This window comes from Bacillus sp. LUNF1, from assembly GCF_011008975.1.
GTDB lineage: Bacteria > Bacillota > Bacilli > Bacillales > Bacillaceae > Bacillus > Bacillus velezensis.
Map to the genome: position 1 here is coordinate 2,535,981 of NZ_CP048876.1, position 20,942 is coordinate 2,556,922.

Genomic DNA, 20,942 nt, shown 5'->3' on the forward strand with positions numbered 1-20,942 from the left:
CCTTTCAGCCTTTAGATCTGTCTTTCTCTTTTCTCTCTTTGATTTGTTTAAATGTTTCCAAAATTGAAATCGCTTGATTTCTATATTTTCTTTCTACTGCAATTATCCAAACAATAGCAGCAATTGTACCAGCAGCGAAAGCTAAAGCTCCCCAATGTTTTTCATAAAAATTAAAGAACATAGTGAGATACGCTGCCAATAAAGGGATAAATGCAGGCACATATTTTGAATGATCATGTACAATATCTATATGAGAAAATCTTGATATCGCAAATTCTAAACATTCAATATCTAACTCATATACAAGAGATTGAAAGTCCTTGTAATGACTCTTACTTTGACCTACCTTGAGTTTTTCAAAAAAGAAAGCGAGTAGCTCCTTTTTGGAATAAGTATAAATAACATTCTCCAGTTCTTCTAAATCCTTCTTATTATTCTTTCTATTATCGTTCTTTTTGTTCTTATTCATTTTACAAATCACCCCCATTTTTAATATCGGAAATTAATTGTTATGATTAACCATTTGCAAAATTTGTCGAACGAAACTGTTGAATAAGCACGCAATACTGTTGCTGTTTTATCACCCATTCACTATGTAAAAATTTAGTGATGACGCAGGAATAATTCGCCGCGCCGACCTGCCTCCCATTTTACACCACAGATTTTTTCAGATTCAACAAACCTCAAAATGGAAATCTTGGCATAATTGGCTGGATCAACTCGTCTTTCATTTTGCGTACAGTTTCCCGTGAAATGCCAAGGTGAAGACCTATTGCGCGGTAGCTCATACCCTCCATCTTGCAATTATAAATGACTTTATGTTGCTCTCCTTTGATCTTTTCTGCCCCCAACTCAACTGCATATACTCGTTCCTCATAGTACTTAAGACGTTTAAAAAGACGTTCCTCTCTCATATCCATTTGCCGCAATTCATCCTGACTCTTTCCAAGACTCCCTTTCGGCATAGCTGCCTCTAATCCATATTTAGCAATACCCCAATTTTTCATAGGAATTGTTGAACCGTAAAGTACTCTTTGCAACCGTTGAACCTCTTTCACCATCCAGTGATAGCTATTGATTAGATTTTCAATGTCTTTTTGCTTCATGAGTAGTCCTCCTATATAATCAAATTAAAAACGGACACCAAACAAACAGCGTAAATGCTGTAAGTTCAGTGTCCGCAGGCTTTCCGTCTAGGACTATTCCAAAATTTCCACTTGGCAATCATTAAGTTTCATATTGAAATACGTTAAAGTTAAATTTTTAAAGTATTCACTCTTACCAACTATCCATGTATCGTCCAAATACACTTTGATAGCTAGCTTACTCTCAAAGCTATAGTTAACAGATTTAGCAGATGGAATGTTTGAGTCAATTATGCGGCAACTAAACTCTTCACCAAAAGGGAAACCCTCAGTTAAATCGGTTAAAAATGAATCTGATAAGTATTTATTATGGTGAAGTAATATTATGTATTCAAATGTGTGCTCGCCATAATAAAATTGATTTAATTGGCTCAACGTACTCATATAATTCGTTCCATCCCTAACAAATAAAGGATAATCCCCACTTTCCTTGCTAACCTCTTTTACCTCAGTAATCGTGTTATCAGAGAAATTTTCACTGTAAACTTTACCGGCCTGTTTCATGAAAACTTCCGGTTTAAACATATAAAACTCTTGATTAGTTTTATTTGAAAATTCATTTAATAGCTCACTTCGCGGGCCAATTGTTTTTCCTTTTGAGTAATACCACCAATCTTCTTTATCATCATCCGTTATAAAAATAATATTTGTTTGTTTTTCTTTTGCAAAATCCATAATTTGTTGCCACAGAATGTAATCCCCATATTTCTCTAATATGATTTCGCCATTGTAAAATTTAGCTCCCTTTTTAGATGCATCCTTATATCCTGGTGGAATTTCTAGCTTATATCTTTGCTCCGCCTCTTTTGATAATTCGTCAAGCCTCTTTTTTTCGTATGGCTTTCCTACTTTATCTTCAAATATATCAGTGATTTCAGCTTTAATGTGATCATTTCTAAGTAACTTTGGATGGTCTTCTTTTTCCTGTTTTATCTCAGAAATTAAAGTATTAATCGATTCTTTAACTTGATCTATTATTGAGTCAATACTTAAAGTTACATGTTTTTTTCTGTATGTAGATAACTCTTTTTTTAGACTAGTCTCTATCTCAATTGACTTTTTACTTAAAATTGATTCAATTTTTTCATAAGATGTTTGTTGATCTAGAATTACATTTGTTCTATTTAAATGAAACTCTAAAGCTATTTGATGAGGTAGCCAAAGACGCTCTTGTGATTTTTTTAATAATGAGAGCAGCTTTTTTGAAGTTTCCTTCGAATATCTATAAAGGTTTAATAAAACATTTGCATCTAAAATAACTACTGAGTTTATCCATATATCAGAGCTCTTATTATCAAAATAAAACTCTTTGAATATTGATTTCATTTAAAACCCCTCAATCCATAATATTTCTTACTACCAAAATTATAATTGATTATACAGAGATTTACTATTGGATAATTTGCACCTTAAAATCAGGCCTATTGATTCACTAGCTTTGTCCGGCGTACAAACCTTACCTAAAAGAAAATCATCTTCCACTACCATATCGTCTGGAACCATAAGGTCTAACTGTTCATCTAAATGCCATGAAGTGTCCTTATGGACCCGATAAACGACAATTCCACGGTCCTTACAGGAAACTGACTCAACATTTATTTAATCAAACAGTTACGGGAAATCTATGCACCCCCCCTTTTGTAATTAATAATGAGATTTTAATGCATCTGCTCGCATTGAAAAAAACGAAAAAAGACGTCTCCCTTCATGATCCGATCGGCCAGGATAAAGAAGGGAATGAAATAAGCCTGATCGATGTCTTCAAGTCGGAAAGCGAGGATGTGATCGACACCATTCAGCTCAACATGGAACTTGAAAAGGTCAAAAAATATATCGATATTTTAGACGACCGCGAAAAGGAAGTCATCGTCGGCCGCTTCGGGCTTGATTTAAAAAAAGAAAAAACGCAGCGCGAGATCGCAAAGGAGCTCGGCATTTCAAGGAGTTATGTGTCGCGGATTGAAAAACGCGCATTGATGAAGATGTTTCATGAGTTTTACCGGGCGTAAAAAAGGAGAAGCGGAAGAAGAAGGGAAAGTGAGCGAAAAGCCGGATCATTTTTCTGCATTTTAGGACATTCCTCTTCAAGTATAACTTCAGGATTTAAAAGTAAAACATAACAAATGAATAGAATTGGTACAATTGTTAACCTTTTCAATAATTTTTTATTGATATTTAACCCCTTCAACACAGCCCTCCCTTTTTAACAATCCATTTCATTTGGGCTCACCCCCATCCTTGAATGTATTTTCTATGAAAAATGATTTTGAACCTCATAGGAACCCTTACATGACAAGGTTTTAGTTGTTTTTCATTGTTTATCAAGATCTAAAGCAAAAGAACTTGCTATTTCTCAAATACATCCACCAAATTTTCAATGTTAATTTGCTTTTCATACATACTAATAATAAAAGTAAAACCTTATTAAAACTTTACAAGACAAGCTGAATCGACTATAGTCTAATTAGACTAAAATATTGATGTAAAGAAGTGAAAAATTAAATGATAAAGTCTTTTTTAATGTTGGGGCAGTCGAATATGGCGGGCCGTGGATTTTTGAATGAAGTAGACCCTATCTATAATGAAAAAATAAAAATGCTGCGCAATGGACAGTGGCAGATGATGACAGAGCCGATTAATTACGACCGTCCGGTTTCCGGCGTTGGCTTGGCGGCATCTTTTGCAGATGCTTGGTCGAAAGCTTATCCCGATGAAGAAATTGGCTTGATCCCGTGTGCGGAAGGCGGCAGTTCATTGAATGACTGGCATCCGGAAGGCATCCTTTTTCAGCATGCTTTGTCCGAAGCCCGCTTCGCCCTCCAATCCAGTCAAATTTGCGGAATCCTTTGGCACCAAGGTGAGAGTGACAGTTATCGTTCGCTGCATGAAACTTATTACGAGAAATTAACTCTTATCATCGAGACGCTAAGAAACGAGTTGAAACTTGATGAGGTACCGTTGATTATTGGAGGGCTTGGTGACTTTCTTGAGAAGACTGGTTTTGGACAGCACGCGACTGAATTTCGACAAGTTAATGAACAATTGCTGCGTTTTGCTAATGAACAACAGAATTGTTATTTTGTTACTGCGGCAGGTTTGACTGCGAATCCTGATGGCATTCATTTAGACGCAGTTTCACAACGCAAATTCGGTTACCGCTATTTCGAGGCTTTTTCGAAAAAGCACCATATCCTGAAACCCATTTCGGGAGAGGAGCAATCACTGAAAGTGAATGGTGACTATTCTAAAACAGAACAGATTTACCTTCATAGTATGGATTTGGCTTCGGGTAAAATCACGTACGCGGAATTTGAGGCGCGGATGGCGAAGGTGATGAAACCGTGATTCCCTTACTTATCCTTGGCTTGCTCATCCAAAACCCCGGAGCTCACGGCTATGAAATTCTGGCCTTAATGGAAAAACGTCATTACAAATACATTGTTAACTTCACGAAAGGTTCATTTTATTACAATCTGCAGCAACTTGAAGAAAAGTGTTTGATTGAACAGATTCAGCAGAAACCCTCAACCAGCGGGCGTGAAATCCGTAACTTTAACGTCACAGATTCGGGAAGGGCAGAATTTGAAAAATTAATGATCAAATACGGCACCAAATCGGAATATGTGAACCTTCAATTTTATGGGGCGTTACTCTTTGCTGATGAATTCGACAAAAGTAAATTACTGGATCTGATCCAATCACAAATCGATCAGACTAAAACTCGAATCGAGCTCCTTGATGAATACCTGTCCACCACTCAAGAAATTCCCGGCACAATCAATTACTTTCGCCGTATGAACGAAAATTCCCGTTCACATCACTTGGTTAATTTAGAGTGGTTCGAGAAATTGAAAGCAGAAATAGAGTGAACTATTGCATAATAAAAAATGCAATGTTACATATATAAGAATATTAGTTACCTACATATAAAACCTGTGTCGCAGATATCTAGTAACACCATTGATACAGGTTTTATACTCCTTCTTTAATTAAACCAGTAATAGAGTTGTCAACACTTGCCCCAAACAAGAGCAAGTGAATCTGCTGCGTGTTCTTCTTTTTCAATCCGTATGAATAACCACTTTACACCTATTCAGTATTCAAGTAAGTCATAGGACATTTCAGTGGCGTATCGGTATAAAGTGAACTAATTATTAATGTTCAACAACAGAATTTCGTCTATTGACAATAAAGAATGCACAAATCATTGCAAGAATGGCCATCGCCCACCAGAACGTTGAGATCGCCTGATCATGATCGATGATTATCAAACGAATGACAGCCGTGATGCCAATATAAATAAAGTAGCGAAGCGGGAAATGAAAGTCTGATTTGAAGTATTTGATAATCAAAGCAATGAACTCAAAATACATGAAGAATATAAGCAGTTCCCCAAGCATCTCATAATAGCTGTCCACTTTGTTGAACAGTGACTTGTATACGAATTGAACAATGTACCATGTCTCGCTGATCAGAAGTCCGCTTAAGGCTATCGCCAGGAAGAACAGACAGACATTGAGAAGCGCTTGTAACAGGTAAGGCGCCTTTTTAAAATTGTTGGAAAATCTCATCTTGTTGTCTCCTATTTCAATATTTTCGTCGTTTTGATTCGCAGCCTACATCTTTCTGTTCCAAAATCGCAGCACGATGCAGTACTTGGAATTCTTTTGTATACTGTGAAACTGCCCCTGCATGCGGGACATCATTCGCGCAATGCTTCTTTCACCGAGTCCGTTGCTTTCCGGCGTTACATCCGCAAGTTTAATCGTATTGCTGATATGAATCTCAAATATTTCTTGATCCGATACAAACGTGATGCTGATTTCTTCTTCCGGATCTGCGTATTTAAATAAGTTTGACATCACATTATCAAATACACGACCAAGCTCCTCCAAATTCACGTTAATATAGGTTTCCGGCAGCTCGCCTGAAATATGGACCCGGAAATGCTCCTGATGAAGGATAGCAATCTGATCTGATATTAGATCGTAGATCACTTCTTTCACTGCAACGGTCTCCAGGTCGGCCCCATGTTCCTTATTCAGCAGGAAATACGCAAACAGATTGTCAGACAAGTTTTTTAATTGCAGTGCTTTACCATAAGCATTGGCTACATAACGATCTTTGCTGGCACCCGCTTTGCCTCCTTCTTTTTTGGCAAACTCCAGATTCATGATCAGCGACGTCAGCGGTGTGCGCATATCGTGCGACATTTCGGTAACCAGGCTGCGGCTCTCTGCTTGCAATTCCTCGATCGCTTTAAGTTTGTCCAAGAAAGCTTTCCGCAGATCCTCAATGCTCTTTGCAATCATCGCTAATTCATCATGCCCTTTTATCGTCATCTCGTAGTCCAGCTGGCCCCCTTCAAGAATATGAATCTCTTGGTGAAGCGTTTTAAGGTAGCGAAGACTTTGGCGAATGCCCAAGAGAACAATGATTAAAAAGATGAGGGTTGCACCGAGCAAATCCAATGTAAAGGCCAGATCATAATATCGGGATGAGTAGAAACCGTCGATAATGACTCGTCCTTCACCATCGCTGAACTTGACAGGATGTGAATGATTTTGAGCATACTGAGTCAGCTTTTCTTTTCCATAATCGGATTCGGAATAAACGGAATCATATTGCAACTCCTGATCCTTGAATATGGTGAGGTTAATGTAATTTTCTTTTTTGACCCACTCGCCAAACGCTTTTCTATCCGATGTAGACAACCCATTTTCTGAAACGTACTGACTGAATTTTTGAATGTATCTCGCTGACTCCTTGTGATAATACTCATCCGAACTCAGATATCCCTCGATCAGATCATCTGTAATCTTTTGCAGCGTCAGAAAGATCACACCGCTCACAATCGCAGCAACCATGATCAGCAAAGCCAGTTTTTTGGTTAGCGTGAATTTACGATGTGCCAAATCGATATCCTCTTCCCCATTCAGTTTTTATATAAACCGGACGTGCCGGATCATCCTCAATTTTGGAGCGCAGTTTCCGAATATGCACCATCACTGTATTGTTAGAACAGTAAAAGTAAGGCTGTCCCCACACACTCTCATATATATTTTGAGCAGAAAATATTTTGTTGCGTTTGCTCATCAGCAGTTTCAGGATACGATATTCCAGATCTGACAGCTTGATTTGCTGCTCCTCTTTCCAGACCTCATTAAATTCTTCGCTCACTCTCAGTTTGCCCCCGATAAGAAATGTTTCTTCCTGTTCCTTCTTTTCCTGATAGATTGTATATCTGCGTAATTGGGCAATCACTCTAGCGTGAAGTTCCTCTTCCGAGAAGGGTTTAGTCATATAATCATCGCCGCCGGCGAGTAATCCCTCAGTTTTATCGAGTGTACTCGATCTGGCCGTCAGAAACAGAATTGGGACGTTAGAGGTTTCCCTGATGTGCTGACAGGTTTCGATTCCCGAAATGCCTGGCATCATAATATCCAAAATAACCAAATCAAGTGAGTCATTCACAAGTTGCAATGCTCGCTTTCCATCCTTGGCTCTTAGCACCTCGTAGCCTGCTCGCATAAGGGATTCCTCCAAAAGATCACCAATATCATGATCATCCTCTACGACTAATATTCGATGGGTCATGCCTCTTTCACCTCATGATTCTTGATGTTATTTCTCGTGTGACCTTACTATATATCATTCATAAGTAACACGTACGTTATAAGATACTACGTAAATCTTAACAGTTTATGAAAGCTGATGTCCGCCACAATTTTGTCACATTTTAAAAAAAATGATGAACCTTCATAAATTGTTAAGATTCTGTCTTTATATTTATCCATTGTAAGGCTCGAGTTTTTCAGATCCGCACTGCATATTGCAATGGTAAATGGGAAAGGAGTATTGATATGATTGTACAAAAAGAAGAACGCGGGCAACCAGTGAGTCTGCGGGAACGGGTTCATTTTCTGGACATCGTACGTGGGTTTGCCTTGCTTGGCATTATTATTGTCAACTATTTTCTGATCGTAGATTCAGTAAAGGGATTCGAAATGGCCTCCGGTGACCTCCTGCACAATCTGGTTTCCTGGTTTGCCGAAGGGAAATTCGTTACATTATTCTCCTTCTTGTTCGGAGTTGGGTTTATGATCTTTATGGATCGAGCCGCGCAGAAGGTAGATAGTCCCAACAAGCTGTTTGCCCGTAGGTTATCTATCCTGTTGGGATTTGGCATTTTGCACATCACATTTGTTTGGGTCGGTGACATATTGACCTTTTACGCCGTAAGCGGCTTCCTGTTACTCGCCTTCTATCAACGCACGGCCAAAACGGTGCTTAGATGGATTATCGCACTTATCGTGTTTCAATTCCTGACTCCTGTTTTCACAATGTTGTACAATGTCATCAATACTGCAGGGTCAAAAAACCCGAATTTTTCAGAGTTTACTTTGTTTAGCCACACAAGCCTTACCTACATGGAATCCATCAGCACTCGGTGGACAGATATGGTCACGATGGCGGCTGGCTCTTTCTCTATGATCTATTCCATGTTTCTCATGTTTCTGCTGGGCGTGTACTTTGTTAAGATGGAATTTTTCAAAGACATGGAAGCAAAAAAGTTCATATGGAAGCGTATCTGGATCATCAGCACAATCGCTTTTCTAATAACACAAAGCAGTATATTACTAGACATGTTTAATCTTTCTGAGAATATGCTGTGGAAGGACATTTCCTCTGTCATGGGTCAAAATGGCGGCTTAACCGGAAGTATGTTTTATATGAGCACTTTTGCAATGCTGTTTCTGTACGTTCCTCAGCTGCGAGGCCCTATGATGATCTTCACCAAAGTCGGACGGATGTCATTGACCTGTTATCTGCTTCACTCTATCATTGGAACAGTTTTGTTCCTCAGGTACGGATTCGGGCTTGCGGATCATATTCAATCCGCCGGCACGTTCATGTTCAGTCTGGCCGTGTACTTCGTGCTTATGAGCTTTAGTACATTGTGGTTGAAACGATTTAAGTACGGTCCGATGGAATTGATATGGCGCAAGCTGACGTACGGCAAAGTAAACGGAAGTCCCAAAGCGACTCCGCTGCATTCGGAAAAATCAATTCCGAAATAACCCCTTTGCACAGATTGCATGACTTCAAATTAGTTGTTGAGAAGTGGGCATTAAACGGACAGATTTGATATATATACTAGTTATTTTTATATCTATTAGGCTTCTTTGGGCTAATAAATTCACCGGAGTTTACTCAATGTGCATTGCTCATGATCGAATTTGAATCTTTTACGCATGTTCATAGGCAAAGGCGCCACATTCGACTATTTTTGCAACTTTTCGCAGGTAAAGTTTGAGAATGATTGCAAATCCCGCGTACCACACTTAATACGGCAGTGAACGATAGTAAATAAGGGTTACATGCAGCTTATTTTCCAAGAAAACAAAGAAAAAGACATCATACAAAAAGACAGGAGAAAGCTTTTGAAGTATTTTAACGCCAAATTTACCGCGGAAGAAAAAGCGGCAGAGCAGGTGGAATGTTTTACTGAACGACTGAACTCGTTATTTCAGCAACTGAAGGAGTGAGCAATCATGAAAACAAAAAAGGAACCAAAAGTTATTCTGGAACCAGCAAAGGAATCTGATCTGCCAGAATTCCAAAAAAAATTACAAGAAGCCTTTGCGATCGCCGTGATTGAAACGTTCGGTGATTGCGAAGATGGACCGATTCCATCGGACAATGATGTTCAGGAGTCTTTCGACGCTCCCGGAGCAGTCGTATATCATATTTTTCGGGATGGTGAGAAGGTAGGTGGTGCAGTAGTACGTATCAACAGCGAAACACATCATAATTCGCTAGATTTATTCTATGTATCTCCAGAACATCACAGCCAGGGGATTGGTCTTTCTGCTTGGAAAGCCATAGAAGCACAGTATCCGGATACTGTGCTTTGGGAAACCGTGACACCTTATTTTGAAAAGCGAAATATCAACTTCTATGTGAATAAGTGCGGATTCCATATCGTAGAGTTCTACAATGAACATCACTCTGATCCGCATATGCATCGCAATGGACGCGAAGATGACAAGCCCCTGCCGGATGATGATGACTTTTTCAGATTTGTAAAGATTATGAAAAAAAAGGACTAAACAATTGAACACTGCGATATGCCGCAGAAAGTTGCCGGTAACTTTTTTAAAGATATTTGTTTGGATCGAAAAAATTCTAAGTTAACCAATAATTCCCTATGTTTACAGAGTTGATTAATAAACGATACGAGGGATAAACGGATAAAGCCTTCCCCTTCTTTTTGAGGAGAAAGTATTAAAGGCGGAAAGCCCTTCTCGTTATGAGAGGGCTTTAATTCGGTCTGAAAATGAAATGGAGAATAAAAATAAACAAAGAAATAATTAATTAAGTGATGAACGATTTATACGAATTTTAGAGAAATACTCCAACGGAGAACTTAACGAAGAACAAATCACTTCTCTATTGTGGGATGCTGCCGAAAATAAATCACTTCACAACAGAGAAACTGAAAGCGGTATAAAAAAACAGCTCCGTTAAAATGGCCGGAACTGCCTTTGAATTTTGGATTTTGCAGTTATCTCCATCCGTTAGTTTGAATTCAGATAATCCAAGACACGGTCAACTCTTTCATTTACTGAGTAATCTCCTTCAATTTTTAACAACGGACAAGATAAATCTGCCATCCAATGTTCGTGTAAAGCTTTGCTTCTAACTTCCATTCCGGCATTATCATATAAAGAAGCCCACTCTAAAAATGTTTTTGATTGTTCATATTTACTGCCGCCGGCTAACACTTCGTTTCCATAACGCTGAAATTCCCTCTGCCTTAATCTCTCAAGCCGTATATCTTGCGGAATCCATAAGAAGATGACAAGGTCAAAATAACTTTTTAGATCATCGCCCCAGCCGCACACTGCGCCAGAAAGAATCCATTTCTCATTTATTGTAAAGTCTTTTTCAAGCAGCTTTCTTCTTTCAGGAATTTCTCTTTTCTTAGTGAATTTATCTGTCCAATAGTAATCATCAGTATCAAGATGCGTATGAGGCAAATGCTTTGATAATGCAACACCCAATGTTGAAGTTCCGACTCCGGAGGCTCCCAGTATGTGAATATTTTTTTTCATAGTTCCCTCTCCTTATAAAGCAACGAAACTCCCTGTCCGCTGCACAAGGTTCTTACTATTATTTTAATATAAATCCCCAAAAACCTTTACTTTGCCAAGGGAATCCAAATGCGTGTTAAAACCATACTGCTTACGAACTTCATGGTCATTTTCAAACAGAATAATTAACTTTCTCTCCGGGTTATTTTAATATCCTCTTACACTTTCTCAAAAGTCTCGATTGGCAGTGAAAACTTGGTTGTTTTCTCGTTACGATAATTGATCATGATCTCAATTTGATTATTTTTTTGTTCAAACTCAATAAGTGCATTCTCCCATTTATCTCTGATTGAAATGATACAATTTCCATTTTTCTTTTCCTTTTTCTTATAAATGTAATTCACTTTAACTCCCTTTTCATTGATCGCCAAAAGGTTTCGGAATAAGGAAGCTCCTCAAAAAAAGGATCAAAACTTCTATCAAGTTTGATCCTTTTCCCTTTTTAGTCATTTCTTTGCGAACGTTTATAGACATTCACGGTTACCAGCCAGCTCATAACAACGATTCCTGCAAAAAGAATGAGCATATTACTGTACAAATAAGCGGAATGATCAGCGTTAACAGGCAGCAGCCTTTGATCCAGCAAGCGGATCGATAATAAACCGCCTGCAATCGAAATACCCGTTCCCTCTGATAAAAAGCTCGTAAAATTAAGCAGACTCATTCCGGCGCCGGCTTCCTTTTGTTTCAAACTGCCAGACACAATTGTAGATATAACCGTTTTTGTGAAGGAGAGCCCCCCAAAAACAAAAACAATTATAACGGTCATGAGCCAAGGTGTCGCATCTATAAAAAAGGCAGCGATTAAAAAGCTGGAAGACATCAATACAATCCCGATGGTGAGCACATATAAAGAACCTTTCCGATCAACAAGCAATCCTCCAATGTAACCGAAGATGATGACGCTCATCGTCCCGGGGAACATAATCCCGCTTCCAATTGCCGCAGTACTTAAATGGTGAACATCTTTCATCATATAAGGAACCATAGACACAAATCCTGCAGCAGTGCCGAATATCAGGCCTCCGCAAAAGACGCCCATCATAAACAGGACATTTTTCCCCAGTGCAGGGTCAACAAAGGGATCTTGAGTTTTCCTAATATGTTTCACAAATATCAGGAAAGCTAGAATACTGATGGTCAGAAAAGACATTCTATATGACGTTGTAAACAGCAGAAAAAATACGATGCCTGCAGACATTAATATAATCCCCGCCATATCAAAGCGTCCGCTGATTCTTTCTTCCTTTTCAAGCAGTTTTATCAGGAATGGAACGGTGATAACTGTTGCTGTTGGAATAAGCAGCAAATATGACCAGTGAATATAATGAGCGATCATTCCGCCAATAGCTGGTCCGACACCTTCCCCCATTGCCACCAGAGACCCGATCAGACCAAATGCTTTACCCCTGTTTTCTTTCGGAATATAGCGTACGACTGCAACCATTACAAGTGCCGGGAATGCGGCAGCACCAGCCCCTTGAATAAATCGGGCCAGAATGAGTAAAGGAAAGAAAGAGTGTCCGACAAATCCAATGATTGATCCGAAGCCATTGACCATAATCCCAAACAGGAGCAGCTTTTTGATGCCCAGTTGATCCGATAACTTCCCATACAGAGCAGTTCCGATGGAAAAGGTGAGCATAAAGGCCGTGTTCACCCAGTTTGCACTCGCTGGCAGTTTATGAAAGTCGTTGGCGATATCAGGTAACGAGACGTTCAAAACCATTTCATTTAATACGCTGAAAAATGACAGAACACAAAGCCAAATGAACACTTGGTTGTGCCGTAAAGTTGATTGTGAATAAGGCGTATTCACAATTTCCCCTCCATTAATGAGGGCAGACGCAGTTTATAGGGCCATTGATACGCTTCCCTCTTTTAATTGTACCCTGTTCATTTTTTTGCACTTCATACTTAACTCCCCCTGCATTGGTTGATATACCTTATTATAAATCCTCAAGCCGATGTTTTGAATACTTTGCGACACACACTCGCTAAATGACGAAACATCAAATACTGTTATCTTTAAAATTTACAGTACCAAAAAACCGCAATTTCATTTGCTGTTGAAAAATTGGAATAAAGCATTGTATCGACCGCTCCTATGACAAAGTTATTTTTGGCATAAAAATGACAAGCTGAAACATTAATATCTTGTGTTTCAAGCATAAGACCGCATAAATGATTCTCCTTTGCCCACTCAATCGCTTTATGTAATAAAGCCGTCCCGACACCATTTTTTCTATAATCTTTTGCAACGGCAATGTCTTCAATCAGTGCGTATCCATTCCAATTAGAACGAAGCTTACTCCGGCCGACACAGTCGTTCTCTGCGTAATAAAAAAAGACAGCTTTATCCTCTTCTTCAATATAACTGACATCAATGTCTTCATCGTCATATTTTTTGACATAAGGTTCAGCAAATTTCTCCTCTGTATATGTCCAAACATTGTCCTCAAATGAAGGGATTATTCTCCCTGAAACAACGAAAGGTTCGTTTGGTTTATTGAAGTCTTTCATATTGAATCGAGTCATTTTAGTTATCATCATAATCACCTTTCTGCATTTATTGACCTTAATTTACATCTTTTGAACTGTTGATTCGTCTGCATGTCATGGATACCGGTTTAATAACTCTAAAAAACAAAAAAGATACCAACATCGATTGGTATCATCTATTCATTCGAGCCCTTACATCAACATCCTATTTCGGAGCTTCCAAACCGAATGTTGTCCATTCCTCTTTTGCCGGACCATAAATACCCGGAACAGGTAAACCTGCTTGTCTCATAAGGACAGTCATTTGTCCTCGATGATGGTTTTGATGTTGAATTAAAAACATCAAAAGTGAACCATTCGGCAATTGCTGACCAATAAAGTTGACACATTCTTGAAGTGTATCGTCAGTCCATTGCGTTTTTAACGCCTGTACAAATGCATTACTGGCTTGATGATAACTCTCAGCAATAAACCGCGCCGATGCAGGAACAGGATAATCTTCAGCCGGAGCGTGAAACGTTAAATCTGTGTTTGAGGTAATGATGTGAATGGCCGCGACAGTATGCCATGCAATACGGCCTAAAGTCCAATGTTGTGAAGTGATTTCTTGTTTAAGTGATTCATCAGTCAGATGATTCAGCAGTTTCTGTGTCGCATCGGCTTCGAACTCCCAAGATTTCAAAAAATGGTCTAAGGTTTGAAACATAAAAATCCTCCTTATCCTTTTTTGTTTTTCTATGTATCTACAGTTCAATTATAGTGCTCCGCTTAGTTAAAAAAGAACAAAACGATAGACAGACATTTTTAACAGAAAGCCCGATCTGACAACAACAGACAAAATATAAGAACATAACGGATAACTCTATCCTTCTTTTTCTTCAATCGACAAAAAAAAGATAGCTGTTCAAACAGGATTCTTCTGTCTAATATTTTCGCTTTGCAAAAGTCCATATCGTCTTAGTGATTGAACCGGAGACAAAACAGCTCCCCGTCATCATAGCCACCCAAATGAAAAATGTCGGTTCGGCACCTATTACAATAAACATAAATATCAAGGACAAAATGAAGACAATAACAACCATCATCCATACTTTTTTAAAGATGAAATACCCTAATATCCCTAACAGAAAAGAAGCTGCCGGAAGAAAAATAAGAATGATATACGCGGGACTCAACAGCGGGCTAATACAAACACCTCCCAATTTATTTAAAAACGAGGAAGTTCCTGCTTTTTGTCTGATATGAAATGATTTTTTTCATCTTGATATTATGCCGTTTCATTCATTTTATACATATTATACCAATACAATCGAGTCAAATATAGATATTTATTCATTTTTAACATATTTTAGGGAAATCAAGAGTGAATTAAAGTCTGAGGATAGCCCGCTTTTTCTTTCCCTAGTAAGTCCTGCCGCATTGGCTTTAGCCCATCATTGTTTTTGCAGCGCTAATATTCTCATAATCGTGTGCATGACGCTGCTTTCCTCATTTGATTTGATGACAAAGTGCGCCGCATCTTTTATTTCGTCAATGGCATTCTTAACCGCAAAGCTGTAGGATGCCGCTTCCATCAATTCTTTGTCATTGCGGCCGTCACCGAACGCCATTGTTTCATCAGCCGAAACCCCTAATAATCGCTGCAGTTCTTGTACTGTTGTTCCTTTATGTATTCCGATATTTGATATGTCCATCCAGGTATCCTCTGATGCTACGATATATAATTGGTGAAAAAATTCATGCAGCTTTTCTCTCGTTTCCGGACAGTTGGCGTCGGGATCATGAACCGTAATCTTGATAAAATCGTCTTTTATCTCAGTAAAATCAGTTATTCTCGTTACATGTGCATAAGAGGCATTTACATATTTCATCTCACTTTCAGACAGATTTTCTTTTACGATCGCGCCATTTTTTGTGCATGCGATAATGCTATGCCCGCAGCTGATTTTTTCTAAAGCGCCTATAATTGACAGTCCCGCTTCATTGCTGATCAAAGATTCATATACGAATTTGCCGTTCTTTTTTATACGTGTGGCACTGTCTCCTAAAATCCAAAAATCTTTCGCATCTTCTCCGAATAAAGCTTCCACCCTTTCACACTGCTTCCCGGTGCAGATGGCGAAAGCGACATGCTGTTCCTCCATTACTCGTTTTGTCTTTTCAAATAACGTTCTGTCAAAATCGCCTTGATTATTTAAAAATGTGCCGTCTAAATCCGTAATCACTAATTTAATCATCGTTCAGCACCTCCGCAGTTAAAACGTCTTTTTCAGACAAAGGGTTTTTCACATTTGAGAATGGAATCAATCGCATTTAAGACCCCTTCTTCATTGTTTGATTGCGTGATATGCGTGGCAGCCTGTTTAATGCTTTCCTGCGCATTATCCATAGCGACTCCGTATTTCACGGCAGACACCATCTCCAAATCATTGCCGCTGTCTCCGAAGGCCGCGCATTCTTCATCATTTATCCCCCATTGTTTCTGGAGAAGCTTAATCCCGCTTGCTTTATGAAGCCCCGGTATGATCAGATCTATGTCACCGTGCCCGCTTGATACAGGCGTGACGAAAGACCCGATGGCGTCTTTTAAATGCCTCAGAAGTGCGGAACAATGTTCGGCGGGAAAGCTGATGGAAAATTTCAAAATGTCATCATCGATGTTTTCAAAATGCGGCACCCTTTTTAACACATAATAATACTTACTGGCATGCAGATATTCATCTTCACTGGCATTTTCATGAATATACGCGCTTTTTTTTCCGCAGACAATGACGTTTTTCACCTCATACTGCTCTAAAGCACGGATCACTGCTTTTATAGTGTCTTCAGACATGTTACCCGCGAATAATTCTTCTCCGGCATTCACGACGAAAGCGCCATTCTCGGAAACGAAAGCGATTTCACTTTCGATCTCTGGAAAAAAGGATGTAAGCTGCGCATACTGGTTTCCGCTTGCTACGGCAAATTTAATTCCCCGCGCTTTTAATTCACGATACTGATTCATAAAACGCTCTTTGTTGTATGCCATTTCATCATCCAAAAACGTTCCGTCCATATCAACCGCTATCAGTTTGATACTCATATTGTCCTCCTTTTTTCGGCCGCTTTTGTCAGAGACCCTTAAAGAGATCATGCATAAAGCGTATGAACGAATTATATCCGCAGTTGTTTTGCGCCGTAAATCATTGGCTGACGTCTTGTTTTGAATGACACAAAAAGTGATTTGTCACATAAATATAACACTATGTTTCTTTTAAAAATGATATGTTACGATTAGATGTACATTCACCATTCTCATAAAAAGGAGAATCCCCCTGCATGTTCACACACGAAATGATTGCTTCATTTAACGAGCTTGAAACTTCTTTATACAACTACATCTCCCAAAACAGCGAGAAAGTCGTCTATATGCGAATCCGTGAATTGGCAAATGAAACCCATGTATCTACGGCTTCTATTTTACGTTTCTGCAAAAAAATAAACTGTGAAGGGTTTTCGGAGTTTAAGGTGAAGCTGAAAATGTATACGGAGGCAAATAAAAAAACGATTTTAAAGAGTCCCCATCATTCCGTTGCCGAGTTTTTTGAAAGAACAGTAAGCGGAGGGATGGAAGAAAAGCTGAAGGAAGCAGCAGCCCTTGCGGCCGATGCAGAAAGCGTCATTTTTATCGGAGTGGGAAGTTCAGGAATTCTCGCCGAATACGGAGCCAGATATTTTTCGTGCTTAGGAAAACTTTCAATGTATATTAAAGATCCTTACTTTCCGGCCCATTCCCATTTCCGTCATAACAGCATCACGATCGCATTATCGGTTTCAGGTGAAGGAGATTCTACGGTGACTCATCTGAATCAGCTGAAACAAGAAGGCAGCCGGGTCATCAGTATTACAAATCATAAACATTCAACCATTGCCAAAATGTCCGATGTGAATATTTCATATTACGTGACGGAAGAATGGGTTGAAAATGCGAATGTCACCACCCAAATCCCCGCTATGTACATACTTGAATCGATGGCTCGGGAGATATACAAATTGAGAGAATAAATTCAGGAACGAAAACACTGATACGCTGGAAATTTCGGTATTTTTGCAAAAGTGATGAGAAACCCTTCTCTGATGCAAGAGAAGGGTTTTGAGGATCACAGATGAGACACAATACAATTTGCATGGCCTGCCAGTTTATATTCTCCCAAACCGGAAGGCAGGAGAATATGATCTCCTTTTCTAAATGGATATTCATGCCCGCCTGCAATCATTATTCCATCTCCTTCGATCACGCTGACAAGAAGGAAAGGATGATGCTGGAATAGATTTGCTTCACCTTTCACAACCCACTTTTCGACTGAAAAATAAGGACATTCTATTAAAACAGCTGCCAGCAGATCATCTGTTTGTTTATAGTGAATGGTCGGCCGTTCACGGACAGATGGAACGTCTATCACGTCTATACCTTTTTCCAGATGGAGCTCGCGCATCCTGCCGTCCGCATCTTTTCTTCCGTAATCATACAATCTGTAAGTCGTATCTGAATTTTGCTGCGTCTCTAAAATAAGTGTGCCCTTTCCAATCGCGTGAACGGTGCCGCTTGGAACATAGAAGAAATCTCCCGGCTTTACCTTAACTCTGTTCAGGAGCCCGTCCCATTCTCCGCGCTCAATCATGGATATCAGTTCTTCTTTTGTTGTTGCGTTGTGGCCGAAAATGATCTCCGCCTCTTTTGCACAATCAATGATATACCAGCATTCGGTTTTTCCAAGTTCCCCGTTTTCATGCATTTTGGCAAAGTCATCATTCGGATGCACCTGGACGGAAAGGTCTTGGTCCGCGTCCAAAATTTTTGTAAGAAGAGGAAAACGGCTTCCTTCAAGGTTTCCGAATAAATCTCTGTGATGCTCCCACAATTCACCGAGCGTACATCCTTTATACATGCCGTTTCGAACTGTGCTCTGTCCATTTTGATGAGCGGCGAAGGCCCAGCACTCCCCTGTCCGCTCGGACGGAATATTATAGTGAAAATTACGCAGGGCGGCGCCTCCCCAAATTCTTTCTTTGAAAACCGGATTGAAAAATATCGGTTCAGTAGACATGATCATCCCCCGCTTTATTCGATTTCTTCCAGAAGCTCATACGCCTCTTCTTTTGTCTGCACGGCGAGCAGCCTTTCCCGATAGCTGTCATCCATCAGTTTTCGGGATAACATCTGCAATATTTTCAGATGCTGATTTCCGCCGCTTTCCTTCGGTACGGCAATCATAAAAATCAGTTTTGCATCAGAACCATCAAGGCTGTTCCAGTCAACACCCGAACGTCTTATTCCGAATGCGACACCCGGCGTTTTGACGGCTTCAGACTTTCCGTGCGGAATGGCGATATTCATACCTATCGCCGTGGTTCCCTGCTGTTCCCGGCTCAAAATGGCCTGCTTAAATCCGCTGTCAGACAGCAGCATACCTTTACGGGACATTTTCTCGATCATTTCATCGATAATGTCATCCCTCGTTTCGCCGGATAAATGCGGTTCAATCAAGTCTGTACTGATAATGTCAGTCAGTTTTTTGATTTCGGTCATCCCGGCTTTTCGGCTGTCAGCCTGAGATGGTTCCTTTGTTTCTTTTGCCGCTGCAGCTTCATTTGGTTCGGCAGACGGCAGCACCTCGCCGGGCGCGGGGGATTTCGCCATATCTTTCTTCAGTACATTAACCAACAGAGCGGTGACAAGAGAGCCTGCTGTTACAGCGATAAAAAACATCAGTACATGATCTACTGCTCCAAGTACAGCAACGATGGGGCCGCCGTGTGCCACTCTGTCCCCCACATGTCCGATCATCGCTATCACCGAGCCGGTCATAGAACCCGCCATAATACTCGGGATCACTCGAAGGGGGTCTTGGGCCGCAAATGGAATGGCTCCTTCCGTGATACCGAAAAGGCCCATCGTAAATGATGCTTTTCCCATTTCTCTTTCTGCGGCGGCGAATTTTCTTTTTCCTAAAAACGTCGCAATCCCAAGCCCTATCGGCGGTATACAAATGGAAACGGCAATCGGGCCCATAATTTCATAATTTCCTTCTCCGATCATTGCCGATCCGAAAAGAAAGGCCACCTTGTTTACGGGTCCTCCCATATCAAAGGAGATCATCGCTCCTAAAATCAATGCCAGAAGAATTGAGCTCGAACCTTTCATTCCCGCAAGCCACACCGTTAATGATGCGAAAATATGAGCGACGGGGGCGCCGATCAGAAATACAAACGCCAAACCGACGATCAGTGAGGCAAACACCGGAATAATAATGATCGGCATAATCGGCTGTATTGCTTTAGGAACTTTACATTTTTTGATTCCAAGCGCCGCATATCCCGCCAAAAATCCCGCAATGATTCCTCCAAGGAATCCTGCGCCGCTTGCACCGTCGTAAAAGCTGCCGGATGCCGCAATATATCCGCCGATCATTCCGGGGACAAGACCCGGCTTATCAGCGATGCTGAACGCGATGTACCCGGCTAAAATCGGGATCATGAATGAAAAAGAAGCACTGCCGATCTGTTCAATCGTTTTCCAAAAAGACTCGTCCGGAATGACTAAGCCCTTTGGTGTTTTTTCTCCTCCAAGCGTCAATGCAACCGCTATCAATAATCCGCCGACGACAATGAAAGGAACCATAAAAGAAACGCCGTTCATTAAATGACGGTAAATCGGGTTTTGTTTTTTGCCCTGCTGACTTGCGGATTCAGCTTTTGAAGCAGATTGATAGACCGGCACTTCACCGCTAAGCGCTTTTTGAATTAATTCTTCCGGTTTGCGGATGCCTTCCTGAACCCCGACGGCCAACAGCTTTTTTCCCGCGAATCGGTCTTTGTTCACCGAACGGTCCGCCGCGATAATGATTGCGTCTGCTTCCCGGATTTCCTCTTCGGTCAGCCTATTTTCCACCCCGATTCCGCCCTGGGTTTCCACTTTGATCTCAACGCCTAATCTGCCGGCTGCTTTTTGTAAATTTTCAGCAGCCATATACGTATGGGCAATGCCGTTCGGACATGATGTAATCGCTAACAGTTTCATATAAATCCTCCTTTGCAGTCTGAATTTCAAGATCTTGTCTCAACTTTATACTGAAATCAGCCTGTGATAAGCGCGTTT

Annotated in this window: 21 protein-coding genes and 5 pseudogenes; 8 read left to right on the forward strand and 18 right to left on the reverse strand. The window is 40.2% G+C overall.

The window, feature by feature from the left end:
- Nucleotides 1-4: 4 nt before the first annotated feature.
- From G4O42_RS12235 to G4O42_RS12250, 4 genes and pseudogenes are all read right to left on the reverse strand, one after another.
- A complete protein-coding gene (locus G4O42_RS12235; RefSeq protein WP_032873924.1) occupies nt 5-487 on the reverse strand; it encodes a hypothetical protein in 483 nt (160 codons plus the stop codon).
- A gap of 163 nt (nt 488-650) precedes the next feature.
- A pseudogene (locus G4O42_RS12240) lies at nt 651-1,106 on the reverse strand (sigma-70 family RNA polymerase sigma factor).
- Nucleotides 1,107-1,199: 93 nt separating this feature from the next.
- A complete protein-coding gene (locus G4O42_RS12245) occupies nt 1,200-2,471 on the reverse strand; it encodes a PIN-like domain-containing protein (protein WP_032873920.1) in 1,272 nt (423 codons plus the stop codon).
- A 102-nt stretch (nt 2,472-2,573) separates the two neighbouring features.
- A pseudogene (locus tag G4O42_RS12250) lies at nt 2,574-2,744 on the reverse strand (ATP-binding protein); the annotation flags it as partial.
- Here G4O42_RS12250 and G4O42_RS12255 point away from each other — a divergent pair.
- The 4 genes and pseudogenes from G4O42_RS12255 to G4O42_RS12270 form a co-directional block, all read left to right on the forward strand.
- A pseudogene (locus tag G4O42_RS12255) lies at nt 2,720-2,788 on the forward strand (ImmA/IrrE family metallo-endopeptidase); the annotation flags it as partial. The pseudogenes G4O42_RS12250 and G4O42_RS12255 overlap by 25 nt on opposite strands.
- Nucleotides 2,789-3,186, forward strand: a pseudogene (locus G4O42_RS12260) (sigma-70 family RNA polymerase sigma factor); the annotation flags it as partial.
- Nucleotides 3,187-3,647: 461 nt separating this feature from the next.
- On the forward strand, nt 3,648-4,490 hold the full coding sequence (locus tag G4O42_RS12265; protein WP_032873917.1) for a sialate O-acetylesterase: 843 nt from the start codon (nt 3,648-3,650) through the stop codon (nt 4,488-4,490).
- The gene (locus G4O42_RS12270) at nt 4,487-5,014 is read left to right on the forward strand and encodes a PadR family transcriptional regulator (protein ID WP_032873916.1); all 528 of its coding nucleotides are present in this window, start codon (nt 4,487-4,489) and stop codon (nt 5,012-5,014) included. Before G4O42_RS12265 ends, G4O42_RS12270 begins: the two co-directional genes overlap by 4 nt.
- Before the next feature lie 285 nt (nt 5,015-5,299).
- On the opposite strand, the gene psiE is transcribed toward G4O42_RS12270, so the two are convergent.
- From psiE to yrkP, 3 genes are read right to left on the reverse strand one after another with little or no spacing between them, the layout of a single operon-like run.
- Nucleotides 5,300-5,716, reverse strand: coding sequence for a phosphate-starvation-inducible protein PsiE (psiE, locus tag G4O42_RS12275; protein ID WP_012118039.1), 417 nt, complete (start codon nt 5,714-5,716; stop codon nt 5,300-5,302).
- Nucleotides 5,717-5,761: 45 nt separating this feature from the next.
- Nucleotides 5,762-7,060: a two-component system sensor histidine kinase YrkQ gene (gene yrkQ / locus G4O42_RS12280; protein WP_032873914.1), complete on the reverse strand. Its 1,299-nt coding sequence runs from the start codon at nt 7,058-7,060 to the stop codon at nt 5,762-5,764.
- On the reverse strand, nt 7,047-7,742 hold the full coding sequence (gene yrkP / locus G4O42_RS12285; protein ID WP_015417875.1) for a two-component response regulator YrkP: 696 nt from the start codon (nt 7,740-7,742) through the stop codon (nt 7,047-7,049). The genes yrkQ and yrkP overlap by 14 nt, the downstream gene beginning before the upstream one ends.
- Nucleotides 7,743-8,008: 266 nt before the next feature.
- Here yrkP and G4O42_RS12290 point away from each other — a divergent pair, with 266 nt between their 5' ends.
- The 3 genes and pseudogenes from G4O42_RS12290 (at nt 8,009) to G4O42_RS12300 (ending at nt 10,258) form a co-directional block, all read left to right on the forward strand.
- Complete coding sequence (locus tag G4O42_RS12290) at nt 8,009-9,226, forward strand: DUF418 domain-containing protein (protein ID WP_032873912.1); 1,218 nt, start codon at nt 8,009-8,011, stop codon at nt 9,224-9,226.
- Nucleotides 9,145-9,389 (forward strand): annotated as a pseudogene (locus G4O42_RS12295) (hypothetical protein). The gene G4O42_RS12290 and the pseudogene G4O42_RS12295 overlap by 82 nt, the downstream one beginning before the upstream one ends.
- Before the next feature lie 311 nt (nt 9,390-9,700).
- Nucleotides 9,701-10,258 carry a GNAT family N-acetyltransferase gene (locus tag G4O42_RS12300; protein WP_032873910.1) on the forward strand — a complete coding sequence of 186 codons (558 nt, stop codon included), beginning with the start codon at nt 9,701-9,703 and terminating at the stop codon, nt 10,256-10,258.
- A gap of 468 nt (nt 10,259-10,726) precedes the next feature.
- On the opposite strand, the gene G4O42_RS12305 is transcribed toward G4O42_RS12300, so the two are convergent.
- The 9 genes from G4O42_RS12305 to G4O42_RS12345 all read right to left on the reverse strand — a co-directional run bounded on the left by G4O42_RS12305 (nt 10,727) and on the right by G4O42_RS12345 (nt 16,886).
- Complete coding sequence (locus tag G4O42_RS12305) at nt 10,727-11,263, reverse strand: ATP-binding protein (protein ID WP_007612719.1); 537 nt, start codon at nt 11,261-11,263, stop codon at nt 10,727-10,729.
- 197 nt (nt 11,264-11,460) lie between these two features.
- Nucleotides 11,461-11,646, reverse strand: a complete 186-nt coding sequence (locus G4O42_RS19990; RefSeq protein ID WP_032874143.1) for a hypothetical protein — start codon at nt 11,644-11,646, stop codon at nt 11,461-11,463.
- Between the two features lie 98 nt (nt 11,647-11,744).
- On the reverse strand, nt 11,745-13,121 hold the full coding sequence (gene tet / locus G4O42_RS12315) for a Tet(L)/Tet(K)/Tet(45) family tetracycline efflux MFS transporter (protein WP_032873908.1): 1,377 nt from the start codon (nt 13,119-13,121) through the stop codon (nt 11,745-11,747).
- A 33-nt stretch (nt 13,122-13,154) separates the two neighbouring features.
- Nucleotides 13,155-13,217, reverse strand: coding sequence for a tetracycline resistance efflux system leader peptide (locus tag G4O42_RS20255; protein ID WP_134816631.1), 63 nt, complete (start codon nt 13,215-13,217; stop codon nt 13,155-13,157).
- 113 nt (nt 13,218-13,330) lie between these two features.
- On the reverse strand, nt 13,331-13,852 hold the full coding sequence (gene satA / locus G4O42_RS12325) for a streptothricin N-acetyltransferase SatA (RefSeq protein ID WP_029326061.1): 522 nt from the start codon (nt 13,850-13,852) through the stop codon (nt 13,331-13,333).
- A gap of 157 nt (nt 13,853-14,009) precedes the next feature.
- A complete protein-coding gene (locus G4O42_RS12330; protein WP_003152812.1) occupies nt 14,010-14,510 on the reverse strand; it encodes a DinB family protein in 501 nt (166 codons plus the stop codon).
- A gap of 217 nt (nt 14,511-14,727) precedes the next feature.
- Nucleotides 14,728-15,006 carry a DUF2651 family protein gene (locus G4O42_RS12335; RefSeq protein ID WP_307773981.1) on the reverse strand — a complete coding sequence of 93 codons (279 nt, stop codon included), beginning with the start codon at nt 15,004-15,006 and terminating at the stop codon, nt 14,728-14,730.
- A 231-nt stretch (nt 15,007-15,237) separates the two neighbouring features.
- Nucleotides 15,238-16,041 carry an HAD-IIB family hydrolase gene (locus G4O42_RS12340; RefSeq protein WP_032873907.1) on the reverse strand — a complete coding sequence of 268 codons (804 nt, stop codon included), beginning with the start codon at nt 16,039-16,041 and terminating at the stop codon, nt 15,238-15,240.
- Nucleotides 16,042-16,073: 32 nt separating this feature from the next.
- Nucleotides 16,074-16,886, reverse strand: a complete 813-nt coding sequence (locus G4O42_RS12345; protein ID WP_032873906.1) for a Cof-type HAD-IIB family hydrolase — start codon at nt 16,884-16,886, stop codon at nt 16,074-16,076.
- Between the two features lie 236 nt (nt 16,887-17,122).
- Here G4O42_RS12345 and G4O42_RS12350 point away from each other — a divergent pair, with 236 nt between their 5' ends.
- On the forward strand, nt 17,123-17,848 hold the full coding sequence (locus tag G4O42_RS12350; protein ID WP_007612737.1) for a MurR/RpiR family transcriptional regulator: 726 nt from the start codon (nt 17,123-17,125) through the stop codon (nt 17,846-17,848).
- A 95-nt stretch (nt 17,849-17,943) separates the two neighbouring features.
- On the opposite strand, the gene manA is transcribed toward G4O42_RS12350, so the two are convergent.
- Nucleotides 17,944-18,891, reverse strand: coding sequence for a mannose-6-phosphate isomerase, class I (manA, locus tag G4O42_RS12355; RefSeq protein ID WP_032873905.1), 948 nt, complete (start codon nt 18,889-18,891; stop codon nt 17,944-17,946).
- 14 nt (nt 18,892-18,905) lie between these two features.
- The gene (locus G4O42_RS12360) at nt 18,906-20,864 is read right to left on the reverse strand and encodes a fructose-specific PTS transporter subunit EIIC (protein WP_032873904.1); all 1,959 of its coding nucleotides are present in this window, start codon (nt 20,862-20,864) and stop codon (nt 18,906-18,908) included.
- Nucleotides 20,865-20,942: the final 78 nt, after the last annotated feature.

Excerpts from the sequence above, each read along its gene's own strand:
- G4O42_RS12235 (WP_032873924.1), bottom strand. The coding sequence starts at position 487 with ATGGGGGTGATTTGTAAAATGAATAAGAACAAAAAGAACGATAATAGA.
- G4O42_RS12245 (WP_032873920.1), bottom strand. The coding sequence starts at position 2,471 with ATGAAATCAATATTCAAAGAGTTTTATTTTGATAATAAGAGCTCTGAT.
- G4O42_RS12265 (WP_032873917.1), top strand. The coding sequence starts at position 3,648 with ATGATAAAGTCTTTTTTAATGTTGGGGCAGTCGAATATGGCGGGCCGT.
- psiE (WP_012118039.1), bottom strand. The coding sequence starts at position 5,716 with ATGAGATTTTCCAACAATTTTAAAAAGGCGCCTTACCTGTTACAAGCG.
- yrkP (WP_015417875.1), bottom strand. The coding sequence starts at position 7,742 with ATGACCCATCGAATATTAGTCGTAGAGGATGATCATGATATTGGTGAT.
- G4O42_RS12290 (WP_032873912.1), top strand. The coding sequence starts at position 8,009 with ATGATTGTACAAAAAGAAGAACGCGGGCAACCAGTGAGTCTGCGGGAA.
- G4O42_RS12300 (WP_032873910.1), top strand. The coding sequence starts at position 9,701 with ATGAAAACAAAAAAGGAACCAAAAGTTATTCTGGAACCAGCAAAGGAA.
- G4O42_RS12305 (WP_007612719.1), bottom strand. The coding sequence starts at position 11,263 with ATGAAAAAAAATATTCACATACTGGGAGCCTCCGGAGTCGGAACTTCA.
- satA (WP_029326061.1), bottom strand. The coding sequence starts at position 13,852 with ATGATAACTAAAATGACTCGATTCAATATGAAAGACTTCAATAAACCA.
- G4O42_RS12330 (WP_003152812.1), bottom strand. The coding sequence starts at position 14,510 with ATGTTTCAAACCTTAGACCATTTTTTGAAATCTTGGGAGTTCGAAGCC.
- G4O42_RS12340 (WP_032873907.1), bottom strand. The coding sequence starts at position 16,041 with ATGATTAAATTAGTGATTACGGATTTAGACGGCACATTTTTAAATAAT.
- G4O42_RS12345 (WP_032873906.1), bottom strand. The coding sequence starts at position 16,886 with ATGAGTATCAAACTGATAGCGGTTGATATGGACGGAACGTTTTTGGAT.
- G4O42_RS12350 (WP_007612737.1), top strand. The coding sequence starts at position 17,123 with ATGTTCACACACGAAATGATTGCTTCATTTAACGAGCTTGAAACTTCT.
- manA (WP_032873905.1), bottom strand. The coding sequence starts at position 18,891 with ATGTCTACTGAACCGATATTTTTCAATCCGGTTTTCAAAGAAAGAATT.
- G4O42_RS12360 (WP_032873904.1), bottom strand. The coding sequence starts at position 20,864 with ATGAAACTGTTAGCGATTACATCATGTCCGAACGGCATTGCCCATACG.